The sequence below is a fragment of the Actinotalea sp. JY-7885 genome (genome assembly GCF_014525465.1).
Classification (GTDB): Bacteria; Actinomycetota; Actinomycetes; order Actinomycetales; family Cellulomonadaceae; genus Actinotalea.
In genome coordinates this window covers 1-10,726 of sequence record NZ_JACEXH010000117.1, presented here as the reverse complement: position 1 = coordinate 10,726, position 10,726 = coordinate 1, and the positions used below count along the sequence as shown (strand labels likewise).

9 protein-coding genes are annotated in these 10,726 nt (G+C 73.5%); 4 read left to right on the top strand and 5 right to left on the bottom strand.

Going from position 1 to position 10,726, the window contains the following annotated elements; translation table 11 throughout:
• The 5 genes from IDM29_RS11345 to IDM29_RS11325 form a co-directional block, all read right to left on the bottom strand.
• On the bottom strand, positions 1 to 252 hold a 252-nt coding region (locus tag IDM29_RS11345), incomplete at its 3' end, for an NAD(P)-binding domain-containing protein (protein ID WP_188037538.1).
• Positions 249 to 1,217, bottom strand: coding sequence for a sugar phosphate isomerase/epimerase (locus IDM29_RS11340; RefSeq protein ID WP_182113418.1), 969 nt, complete (start codon positions 1,215 to 1,217; stop codon positions 249 to 251). The genes IDM29_RS11340 and IDM29_RS11345, both read right to left, overlap by 4 nt.
• 29 nt (positions 1,218 to 1,246) lie before the next feature.
• Positions 1,247 to 2,134, bottom strand: a complete 888-nt coding sequence (locus IDM29_RS11335) for a carbohydrate ABC transporter permease (RefSeq protein ID WP_182113417.1) — start codon at positions 2,132 to 2,134, stop codon at positions 1,247 to 1,249.
• On the bottom strand, positions 2,134 to 3,051 hold the full coding sequence (locus IDM29_RS11330; protein WP_182113416.1) for a carbohydrate ABC transporter permease: 918 nt from the start codon (positions 3,049 to 3,051) through the stop codon (positions 2,134 to 2,136). The genes IDM29_RS11335 and IDM29_RS11330 overlap by 1 nt, the downstream gene beginning before the upstream one ends.
• Complete coding sequence (locus IDM29_RS11325) at positions 3,048 to 4,397, bottom strand: ABC transporter substrate-binding protein (protein ID WP_182113415.1); 1,350 nt, start codon at positions 4,395 to 4,397, stop codon at positions 3,048 to 3,050. The genes IDM29_RS11330 and IDM29_RS11325 overlap by 4 nt, the downstream gene beginning before the upstream one ends.
• A 187-nt stretch (positions 4,398 to 4,584) precedes the next feature.
• Here IDM29_RS11325 and IDM29_RS11320 point away from each other — a divergent pair, with 187 nt between their 5' ends.
• Genes IDM29_RS11320 through IDM29_RS11305 form a run of 4 tightly spaced genes read left to right on the top strand, consistent with a single transcriptional unit; the run spans position 4,585 to position 10,636 of the window.
• Positions 4,585 to 5,634 carry a LacI family DNA-binding transcriptional regulator gene (locus tag IDM29_RS11320; protein ID WP_182113414.1) on the top strand — a complete coding sequence of 350 codons (1,050 nt, stop codon included), beginning with the start codon at positions 4,585 to 4,587 and terminating at the stop codon, positions 5,632 to 5,634.
• 2 nt (positions 5,635 to 5,636) lie between these two features.
• Positions 5,637 to 7,985, top strand: coding sequence for a glycoside hydrolase family 3 N-terminal domain-containing protein (locus tag IDM29_RS11315; RefSeq protein ID WP_309232722.1), 2,349 nt, complete (start codon positions 5,637 to 5,639; stop codon positions 7,983 to 7,985).
• Between the two features lie 35 nt (positions 7,986 to 8,020).
• A complete protein-coding gene (locus IDM29_RS11310) occupies positions 8,021 to 9,382 on the top strand; it encodes an MFS transporter (RefSeq protein WP_182113413.1) in 1,362 nt (453 codons plus the stop codon).
• 51 nt (positions 9,383 to 9,433) lie between these two features.
• On the top strand, positions 9,434 to 10,636 hold the full coding sequence (locus IDM29_RS11305) for an SHOCT domain-containing protein (RefSeq protein ID WP_182113412.1): 1,203 nt from the start codon (positions 9,434 to 9,436) through the stop codon (positions 10,634 to 10,636).
• Positions 10,637 to 10,726 lie beyond the last annotated feature (90 nt).

Below are 10,726 nucleotides of genomic sequence, written 5' to 3'. Positions count from 1 at the left end.
CAGGCCCGTGCCCGCGCCGTCGGGACCGAGCACCGCGCGCAGCTGGGCGCCGTCGCGCACCCCCACCACGACGACGTCGGCGGCCTCGCACGCCTCGCGGGCGCTGGGGGCGGGCCGGACGCCGCCCTCGGCGGCGAGCGCGAGACGCTCGGCACTGAGGTCGAAGCCCGTCACGTCCATGGTCCGCGCGAGCCAGGTGGCCATGGGCAGGCCCATGGCGCCGAGCCCGAGGACGGCGACCCGGGTGGTCATCGCGTCACCCCCGCGCGCGTCCGGGCCAGCACCGCGTCGCGCGCCTCGCCGGTGGCGACGGCGAGCAGGCGGCGCAGGTACCGGGCGTTCATGGCCGAGACCGAGAGCCCGTCGCCGCCGTAGTGCTCGACGCAGAAGGGACCGGTGAAGCCGGCGTCGAGCGCGACCGCCACCGCCCGGCGGTAGCTGACGGACCCGAGCTCCATCGGCGCCGGCAGGGTCACGACCGCGCCGCTGGACGGGTCCTCGTCGCGGTAGTAGCTCTTCACGTGCCAGTAGTTCGAGACCGGCAGGCACAGGCGCACCGCGGCGTCGAAGTCCTCGATCTCCCGGTGCAGGCGGAAGACGTTCCCGAGGTCGGGGTTGAGGCCGACGGCCGCGTGGTCGATGTCCTGGACCAGGCGGACGGCGGACTCGGCGGTGCCCAGCAGCGTGTCCTCGTACATCTCCAGCGAGAGCTCGAGCCCGACGTCGGCGGCGTGCTCCCCGAGCTCGCGCAGCCGGTCCACCGCGAGCTGCCAGGTGTCCCGGTCGGTCGCGTCGACCGGGCCCTGGGCCGTCCAGAACCAGAACGCCTCCCGCTGGCCGGGCAGCAGCGGCCGGTGCAGGCCGACGCTGACCACCGAGCAGCCCAGCTCCGCCGCGGCGTCGATGGTGCGGTGGGAGTAGGCGAGGTTGTCGGCGCCCTGCTCCGGGTCGATGACGCTGCGCCGGATCGCCGACAGGGCGGCCGGCGCCAGGCCGGTCGCCCGGAGCGCGTCCTTGAGCTCGTCCAGGCGGGCGGGCTCGAGGTCGCCCGCCCGGACCCACGAGTCGGTGACGTCGACGTGGTCGAAGCCCTCGAACGCGACCTCCGCGAGCTGGTCGACCCACTGCTCGGCGGGGGCGTCCTGCGACGGCGGGAACGGCAGCATGGCGGCCGCGATCGGCCAGCTCTCGGCGGTGGGTCGGGGACCTGCGGGCATCGATGCTCCTCGGGGGTCGTGGGGCTCGGTCACTTGCCGAACCCCGCGGTCAGGCCGGCGACGAGCTGGCGCCGGCCGAAGACGTAGAGCGTGAGCGGAGGCAGGGCCGAGAGCACGACGGCCGCCATCATCGCCGGCACGTTGATCGTGAGCTCGCCCTGGAACGTCCACAGTGCCAGGGGCAGCGTGCGCGTACCAGGGCTCTGCGTGAGGACCAGCGGGAAGAGGAAGTTGTTCCACACGTTCACGCCGTTGTAGATCGCGGTCGTCAGGATGGCCGGCTTGCTCAGCGGCAGCACGAGCCGCCAGAGGATCCGCCACTCCCCCGCACCGTCGAGCCGCATCGACTCGAAGAGCTCGCCGGGGATGTCGCGCATGAAGCTGCAGAAGATGATCACGGTGATGGGGATGGCGAACGCGGCCGACGGCAGGACCACCGCCGTGAGGCTGTCGTAGAGCCCGAGCTTGGTGATCATGTAGAAGATCGGGATGATCGCCGACTGCACCGGGATCGCGAGGCCGAGCAGGAACAGCGAGAACGCGCGGCGGGCCAGCGGCCGCGAGCTGCGCACGATCGTGTACGCCGCCAAGAGCGAGACGAAGACGGTCAGCGCGACGGCGGCGACGGTGACGATCCCCGAGTTGAGGAAGTACCGCGCGAAGCCCAGCTCGAACACCACGAGGTAGTTGTCGAGCGAGGGCTCGGCGGGCAGCGCGAGCGGGTGGTCGCCGAAGAAGTCCTGCTGCGTGCGCAGGCTCGTGATGAGCACCCAGTAGATCGGCACCAGCACGACGACGAGCCAGACCAGCGCGCCGACGCCTCCCGGCCAGTTGACCCGCCACGACGGCGCGCGGCGCCCGGTGGGTGCCGGCGCCCGCTCGGACGTGCGGGGGGCGGCCTCGTCGACGACGGTCATCAGAGCCCCTCCTGCTGGCTCTGCATGCGCGAGAACCCGGAGAACCTGGTCAGGGCGAGGGACAGCAGGAGGCCGATGACGGCCAGCACCGCGGCGATGGCGCTGGCCTTGCCCATCTCGGTCGCCTGGAAGCCCGTGAGGTACATGTGCAGCGGCAGGATCCGGGTGGCGTCGCCCGGGCCCCCGCCGGTGAGGACGAAGACGAGGTCGAAGTAGGTCAGGGAGCCGACGAGCACGAGCACCGACGACGTGACGATCGTGTACTTCAGCTGCGGCAGCGTGATCGACCGGAACTGCTGCAGGGTGCTGGCCCCGTCCATCGCGGCCGCCTCGTACAGCGACCGCGGGATCTGCCGCACCCCGGCCTGGTAGAGCAGCGTGTGCAGGGGGACGAAGTGCCACGCGACGATGACGACGACGGCCGCGAGCGCGGTCCGCGGGTCACCGAGCCACGCGTGGGACAGCGGGCCGGCCGGCGCCGTGCTGGTCAGCCCGAAGTTCGGGTCCAGGAGGTTCTTCCAGGTCAGCCCGACGGCCGCCGACGACAGCAGGAGCGGCAGGAAGTAGGCCACCCCGACCACCGCCCGGCTGCGCCTGCCCCCGGCCAGGTAGACGCCGAGCAGCAGGCTCAGCGGCGTCTGGACGACCCACGAGCCGACCATGACCAGCAGGCTGAGCCGGATCGTGTGCCACGTGACCGGGTCGGAGTAGACGTCCCGCCAGTTGTCGAAGCCCGTCCAGGCCGGCACGCCCAGGCCGTTCCACGACGTCAGGGACAGCCCGATCGCGCCCAGCAGCGGCACGACGGCGAACGTGACGAACAGGAGGGCGGCCGGGGCCAGCAGCCACAGCGACGGCCCGGCGTGCGGGAGCGCGGTCCTGCCGCGCTCCCGCACGGCCTGTGCGGGAGCGCTCATTCGATGGTGGCGTTCATCGTCTCGGCGAACTGCTCCGGGGTGATCTGCAGCAGGAACACCTGGTCCAGCGCCGTCTTGAGCGCCTCGCCCTGCGCGGGCGAGAGCGCCTGGTCGAGCGAGAGCTGGAAGTGCGGCGCCTCGGCGACGAGGTCGAAGACGAAGCCGGGGTACTCGTCGTCGCTCTCGGCGATGAGGTCCTCGGCCGTTGTGACCCCCGGGACCGCCGAGCGTCCGACGATCTCGCCGGTGTACTCCTCGTTCATCACCTGCTCCTCGAGGAAGGCCAGCGCGGTGGCCTGCTCCTCGTCGGACGCCGCCGTCGTGATGGACCAGTAGTTCGACGGGTTGCCGGTGAGGTTCGCGGGGTCGCCCGCGCCGCCGTCGACCGCCGGGAAGGGGACGTAGCCCATCGACCCGGACTCGGCGAACTCCGGCGCGGTCTTCGCGATGTTCGAGTACGCCTGGCTCAGCATGACGAGCATGGCCGCCTTGTCGGTGTAGAGCAGGGCGTCCGCGGCGCCGCTCTCGTAGGAGATCGAGGAGAAGTTCTCCACGAAGCCCCCGGCCTCCACGAGGTCCTGGATCATCGTGACCGCCTCGAGCACGGCGGGGTCGGACCACGCGTCGGGCTCGTTCGCCGCGACGGCGTCCCAGACCTCGGGCCCGCCGACCCGGTCGACCAGGTACGCCAGGTACGGCAGCTGCGGCCACTTGCTCTGGCCCGCCAGCGCCAGCGGCGCGACGCCCGCCTCGGTGAACGTGGGCACGAGGTCCATGAGGTCGTCCCACGTGGCCGGCGGCTCCGCCCCGACCTGCTCGAAGACGTCCTTGTTGTAGAGCAGCACGACCGGCTGCATGTTGTTGATCGGGACGCCGTAGACCTCGCCGTCGAACGTCACGCCCCCGAGGGTGGCGGGCAGGTACCGGTCGATGATCTCCGGCGTGTCCGCGGCGAGGTCCGAGAGCGACTCGACGAGGTCCTGCTCCACGAAGGCCTCGAGCCCGCCGCCGCCCCAGCTGTAGATCATGGTGGGCCCCTCGCCGGCCCCCAGGGCGACGCGGAGCTTGTCCTTGTACCCGTTGTCGGGGAAGAGCTGGAGCTCGATGGGTGCGTCGGGGTGGTCGGCGTTCCACCGCTCCACCGCGGCGACGTAGGTGTCCGACTGCGAGCTCTCGACCGCCCAGACGACGGCCCCGCCGCCCGCGGAGTCACCCGCGGCTGCCTCGGGCTCGCTGCTCTGGCCAAGCTCGGGTGTGGCGCCGGAACCACAGGCCGCCAGGAGCAGGGCTGCGACGACGCCGCCCGTCACCGCGGCGGCCTGGCGCGTGCGTGTGTGCCTCAACATGGCGTCTCTCCACTTCGTCGTGGCGAAAACTTTTCGGACCTTCGTCGAAACGCTTGCACAGTACGACGACGCGGCAGCCGTGTAAATAGTCCGCTTCGGCCGAGACCGGACGGCCTGAGGCGGCCGGCCCACGCTTTGATGTTTTCGGTGCCGTGGGTACAGTCGCGTCGAACCTTGGAGGACCGCGGTGACCAAGCCCAACGGTGCGCGCCCGAACCTGTCCGCCGTCGCGGCCCACGCGGGGGTCTCCGTCGCGACGGCGTCGAAGGTCGTCCACGGGCGTCCGGACGTCGCGGCGACCACGCGCGAGCGCGTCGAGCGCGCGATCACCCAGCTCGGCTACAAGACGCCGGCGGGCCGGCGCTCGGCAGGTCAACGGACCGTCGAGCTCATGGTCGACGTGCTCAACAGCGCCTACGCGATGGAGGTCCTCCGCGGGGCGACCCTCGCCGCCGAGGAGCACGGGGTCGACATCGTCGTGGGCCGCTTCCTGCGCCGGACGCCGGACGGCGCGGCGGAGTCCAGCACGGCCTGGACCCAGCGCCTCGCCGCGTCGGGACGCCTGGGCGCGATCGTCCTGACCGCGGGCCTCGGCCCCGAGGTCTACGGCAGCATCGTCCACGCGCGGCTGCCGGTGGTCGTGATCGACCCGCTCGACTTCACGCATCCCGACGTCGTCTCCGTCGGCTCGACGAACTGGCTGGGCGGTCGGACCGCCGCCGAGCACCTCCTGAGCCTGGGCCACACCCGGCTCGCGGTGGTCGCCGGGCCGGCGCAGTCCATGAGCGCCGTCGCGCGGCTCGACGGCTTCCGCTCGGCCTGCGCCCAGGCGGGCATCGAGCTGGTCGCGGGCCACGCGCAGCAGGTGGGGTTCAACCTCGAGGAGGCCGAGCACGTCGCGTGGACGTGGCTGCAGCGACCCGACCGCCCGACCGGCATCCTCGCGTCGAGCGACGTGCAGGCCATGGGCGTCCTGCAGGCCGCCCGGCGGGTGGGGTTGTCCGTGCCGCGCGACGTCAGCGTCGTCTCGTACGACGACACGCCCGTGGCCGGCTGGGCGAGCCCGCCGCTGACCGCCGTGCGACAGCCGCTGCAGGAGATCGGCCGGCGCGCGCTGCACACGGTCCTGCGCGTGCACGACGGCGTCCCGCTCGACTCGAACCACATCGAGATCGCCACGTCCCTCGTGGTCCGCGACTCCACGACGCACCCGCCGCTGCCCAACCGGAAGGTCTGACCGTGCCCCACGAGACGGAGCGGCCGGCCGCGACCACCTGGCACGACGCCGACCTGCCGGCGGAGCGACGCGTCGCGTCGCTGCTCGCGGCGATGTCGCTCGAGGAGAAGGTGGGCCAGCTCGGCGGCTACTGGTTCGACACGCGGGGGCCGGGCGAGGTGATCGCCCCGATGCAGGACACGCTCGGCGCCAACCGCCCCGCGTTCGACGACGCGGCGGCCCAGGGCCTGGGCCACCTCACCCGCGTCGTCGGGACCGAGCCGGTGCCGGCGGACGAGGGCGCGGCCAAGCTCGCGGGCGTCCAGGCGCGCCTCGCCCGCGCGAGCCGTCTGGGCCTGCCCGCGATCGCGCACGAGGAGTGCCTCACCGGCGTGGCGGCGCTCGGCGCGACGGTGTACCCGATCCCCCTCGCGTGGGGCGCGACCTTCCACCCCGAGCTGGTCGAGGAGGTCGGCGCCGCGATCGGGCGCGACCTGCGCCGCCTCGGCGTGCACCAGGGCCTGGCCCCCGTGATGGACGTCGTCCGCGACTACCGGTGGGGCCGGGTCGAGGAGACCATCGGCGAGGACCCGTACACCGTGGGGACCATCGGCGCCGCGTACGTGCGCGGCATGGAGTCCACCGGGACGGTCGCCACGCTCAAGCACTTCGTCGGCTACTCGGCGTCCCGGTCGGCGCGCAACCACGCGCCGGTCTCGGTGGGCCGCCGCGAGCTCGCCGACGTGCTGCTGCCACCGTTCGAGATGGCGCTGCGCGAGGGCGGCGCCCGCTCCGTGATGAACTCCTACTCGGCGATCGACGAGGTGCCCGTCGGCGCCTCCGAGGAGCTGCTCACGTCGGTGCTGCGCGACGCGTGGGGGTTCACCGGCACGGTCGTCTCGGACTACTGGGCGGTCGCGTTCCTCGCCACGACCCACGGGGTGGCGGCCGACGTCGCCGAGGCGGGCGCGCTCGCCCTGCGTGCCGGGATCGACGTCGAGCTCCCGGACGTGGCCGGCTACGGGAGCCGGCTGGTCGAGCAGGTGCGCTCGGGCGCCGTCGCCGAGGAGCTCGTCGACCGGGCGGCCCGGCGGGTGCTGCACCAGAAGCTCGAGCTGGGGCTGCTCGACGCGACGCCGCCGACCACGGACGCGGCGGGCCCGATCGACCTGGACAGCCCGGCGAACCGGCTGCTGGCCCGGACCGTGGCCGAGCAGTCGATCGTCCTGCTGCACAACGCAGCCGGGGTGCTCCCGCTCGGCGACGGCCCGGCCCGCGTGGCCCTCGTCGGCCCGCTGGCGCAGGACCCCCGCACGCTGATGGGCTGCTACTCCTACCCGGTGCACGTGCTGCCGCGGCATCCCGAGCTGGGTCTGGGCATCGAGGTCCCCACGATCGCCGAGGCGCTCGCGGCGGAGCTCCCGGCGGCGGCGTGGGCCGTCGAACGCGGCTGCGACGTGCTCGGGACCGACCGGGCGGGCATCGCGGCCGCGGTCGCGGCGGCGCGGGACGCCGACGTGTGCGTCCTGACCGTGGGCGACCGCTCGGGGATGTTCGGCCGCGGCAGCTCGGGCGAGGGGTGCGACGCGGCGGACCTGCGCCTGCCGGGCGTGCAGGACGAGCTCGTGGACGCCGTCCTGGCGACCGGGACACCGACGGTCCTCGTGGTCGTGTCCGGGCGGCCCTACGCGCTGGGCGCCCACGCCCCGCGGGCCGCGGCCGTCGTGCAGGCGTTCATGCCGGGCGAGGAGGGGGCGTCCGCGATCGCGGGCGTGCTGTCCGGACGCATCAACCCCAGCGGCAAGCTGCCGGTCCAGGTGCCGGCCGTCGCGACGAGCGGACCGCAGACGTACCTCGGCAGCCTCCTGACCCGCCAGGTCGGCCGGATCAGCAACCTCGACCTCACGCCCGCCTACCCCTTCGGCCACGGCCTGTCGTACACGCAGTTCCGCTACGGCGACCTCCGCGTCACCCACGAGGACGTCCCGACCGACGGCGCCGTGGAGCTGACCGTCGAGCTCAGCAACGTCGGGCCTCGCGCGGGCGCCGAGGTGGTCCAGCTGTACCTGAGCGACCCTGTCGCCCAGGTGAATCGGCCGGTCCGGCAGCTGGTGGGGTACCGCCGGGTCGAGCTGGCGCCGGGCGAGAGCGCCGTGGTCTCGTTCACCGTCCACGCCGACCTCAGCTCCTTCACGGGGATCCGGGGCGAGCGCGTGGTGGAGCCCGGCACCCTGACGTTCATGGCGGGCGGCTCCAGCGAGGGCGACTGGCCCCGCGCCGGGGTCCGGCTCACCGGACCGTGCCGGACCGTCGACCACGCCCGCGTCCTGCGCTCCGAGTCCACCGTGCGGAGCGGCGCGGCCGCCCGCTGACCCGCGGCAGGGCTGCCAGGCGGCATGCTGGCGGCATGAGACGTCCACCGCGGCTCGACGCCCGCAGCACGGGCGTGCTGATCCTCAGCAACGTGCTCGGGGGCGTCGGCATCGCCTCGGGTGCGGCGGTCGGCGGGCTGCTGGCCGAGCAGCTGGGGGGCACGTCGATCGCCGGGGTGGCGCAGGCGGCCAGCGTCCTCGGTGCGGCGGTGGCCGCCATCCCCCTGGCCGGCCTGGCGGCGCGCCGGGGCCGCCGCTGGTCGCTCGCGACCGGCTACGCGATCGCGCTGCTGGGCGCCGTGCTCGTCGTGGCGTCCGCTGTCGTCTCGCAGGTCGTCGTCCTGTTCCTCGGCCTGGGGTGCTTCGGCGTCGCCCAGGCCGCGAACCTCCAGTCCCGCTACGCCGCCGCCGACGGGGTCGCGCCCGCGACCCGCGGTCGCGTCATGTCGATCGTGCTCTGGGCGACGACGATCGGCTCCGTCGCCGGCCCGAACCTCAGCGCGGTCGGCGCGGACCTCGGCGTGCGCGTGGGGATCCCCGGGCTCGCGGGGCCGTACCTCTTCTCCGTGCTCGCGTTCGCCTCGGCGTCCCTCGTGGTGGCCTCGCTCTTCCGCGCCGCCGCACCCGGCGCCGCCGGACCCGTCGACGCTGCTCCGGCCGACGCTGGTCCGGCCGACGCCGCGCACGCCGCGCCTGCGGGGACCTCGGCGGTCGTCGGACCACCGTCGGTCGGCGCCCTCGCGGCGGTGGCCCGCGCCGGCCGGGACCCCGTGCTGCGGTTCGCCGTCGCGCTCCTCGCCCTGGCGCACGCGGCGATGGTCATGGTCATGGTCATGACCCCCCTGCACATGAAGCACGGCGGCATGTCACTGGAGGTCGTCGGCGTCGTCATCAGCCTGCACGTCCTCGGGATGTTCGCGCTCAGCCCCGTGTTCGGGTGGCTGGCGGACCGCTGGGGAGCGCTCCGCCTGGCGGCAGGCGGCCTGGCCGTCCTCGCCGTGGCGGTGACTCTGGGCTTCGTCGCCGCCGCGCGCCCGGAGAGCAGCGCGCTGACCGCGATCGCGCTCGTCGTCCTTGGCCTGGGCTGGTCGGCCAGCGTCATCGCGGCGTCGTCGGTCCTGGCGACAGCACCCCTCGATCTGCGGCTCCCGCTCCAGGGCGCCACCGACGCCGGCATGAACTACGCGGGGGCCGGGGCGGCCGCGTTGGCCGGGCCGATCCTCGCGGCCGGCGGCTTCCGCGGCGTGAACCTCGCCGCGGCCGTCCTCCTCGTGCCGGCACTCGCCCTGCTGCTGGGGGCGCTCGGCGCAGGTCCGGGTCCGGGCACGCTCGCGGTACCGGTGACGCGCCGGTTCTCACCCCGTCGCACCCGAGATGGTCAAGAAACGATCATGTAGAGTTCGAAGGTCCGGCGCTTGGCCCCGACGCACGTCACGTGGAGGAATCGGATGGGTTTCATCAAGGCCTTCTCGGGAGCAGTCGGCGGCATGCTGGCCGACCAGTGGCAGGACTTCCTGGCTCCCCCGGCGCACCTCGCACCGACGGCAGCGATCTTCCCGGCCGTCCCGCAGGGCCAGAACGCCGGCCGCGGATCGAACACCAAGGCGTCCGAGAACATCATCACCAACGGCAGCCGGATCCTGGTGCCCGAGGGCTACGGTCTCCTCACGTTCCAGGACGGCCAGCTGACGGGCCTCGTCGCCGAGCCGGGCGGGTTCGTCTACACGTCCGAGGACCCCAACTCGCAGTCGATCTTCGCGGGCGACGGCATCCTCAGCCCCACGGTCACCATGTCGTGGGAGCGGTTCAAGTTCGGCGGTCGTCCGGGGACCCAGCAGCTCGCGTTCTACGTGAACCTCAAGGAGATCCCGAACAACCGCTTCGGCACCCAGTCGGAGATCTACTGGGACGACGCCTACCTCGGCGCGCAGGTCGGCGCGATCACCCGCGGCTCCTACTCGCTGCGGATCGTGGACCCGATCCTCCTGGTCAAGCAGTTCGTGCCCCTGACGTACCTCAGCGCCGGTGCGCGGGCCTTCGACTTCTCGGACCTCGACAACCCGGCCGCCAGCCAGCTCTTCAACGAGGTCGTCGGGTCGCTCGCGGCGGCGTTCTCGATCTACACGAACGACCCCAGCAAGGGGAACCGGATCGCGCGGATCCAGAGCGACTCGGTCGGGTTCGCGCAGTCCCTGGCGCTGGCGGTCGAAGAGGGCTACCAGTGGACGACCGCGCGCGGCATCACGATCGTCAAGGTCGCGATCCAGGCGATCGAGTACGACGAGGACACCCGCGCCCTGCTCAGCGACGTCAAGAAGGCCGACGCCCTCGGCGGCGCCCGCGGCAACTCCTTCATGCAGCAGGCCGCCGCGCGCGGGTTCCAGGCCGCCGGCGAGAACGGCGGCGGGGACGGGATGGCCTTCCTCGGCATGGGCGTCAACGCGGCGGCCGGCGCGGCCGGCGCGCTGCAGCAGCCGAACGTCCCGCACGCCACGCCCCAGCAGCCGCAGGACACGCCGCCCCCGCCCCCGCCGGCCCCCGCCGCGGAGGACCCCGTCGCGAAGCTGACCCAGCTCAAGACGATGCTCGACCAGGGCCTGATCACGGACGCCGACTACGAGGCCGCCAAGGCCAAGGTCCTCGGCCTCTAGGGCCCCGGGCATGGACCAGCGCGACCCCGCGGGCTCCGCCGCGCCACCGCCACCGCCGCCACCGCCGCCTCCCGCGGCGGCAGCGGGCGC

Coding starts and splice junctions, on each gene's coding strand:
- IDM29_RS11330 (WP_182113416.1), bottom strand. CDS start 3,051: ATGAGCGCTCCCGCACAGGCCGTGCGGGAGCGCGGCAGGACCGCGCTC.
- IDM29_RS11335 (WP_182113417.1), bottom strand. CDS start 2,134: ATGACCGTCGTCGACGAGGCCGCCCCCCGCACGTCCGAGCGGGCGCCG.
- IDM29_RS11305 (WP_182113412.1), top strand. CDS start 9,434: ATGGGTTTCATCAAGGCCTTCTCGGGAGCAGTCGGCGGCATGCTGGCC.
- IDM29_RS11310 (WP_182113413.1), top strand. CDS start 8,021: ATGAGACGTCCACCGCGGCTCGACGCCCGCAGCACGGGCGTGCTGATC.
- IDM29_RS11325 (WP_182113415.1), bottom strand. CDS start 4,397: ATGTTGAGGCACACACGCACGCGCCAGGCCGCCGCGGTGACGGGCGGC.
- IDM29_RS11340 (WP_182113418.1), bottom strand. CDS start 1,217: ATGCCCGCAGGTCCCCGACCCACCGCCGAGAGCTGGCCGATCGCGGCC.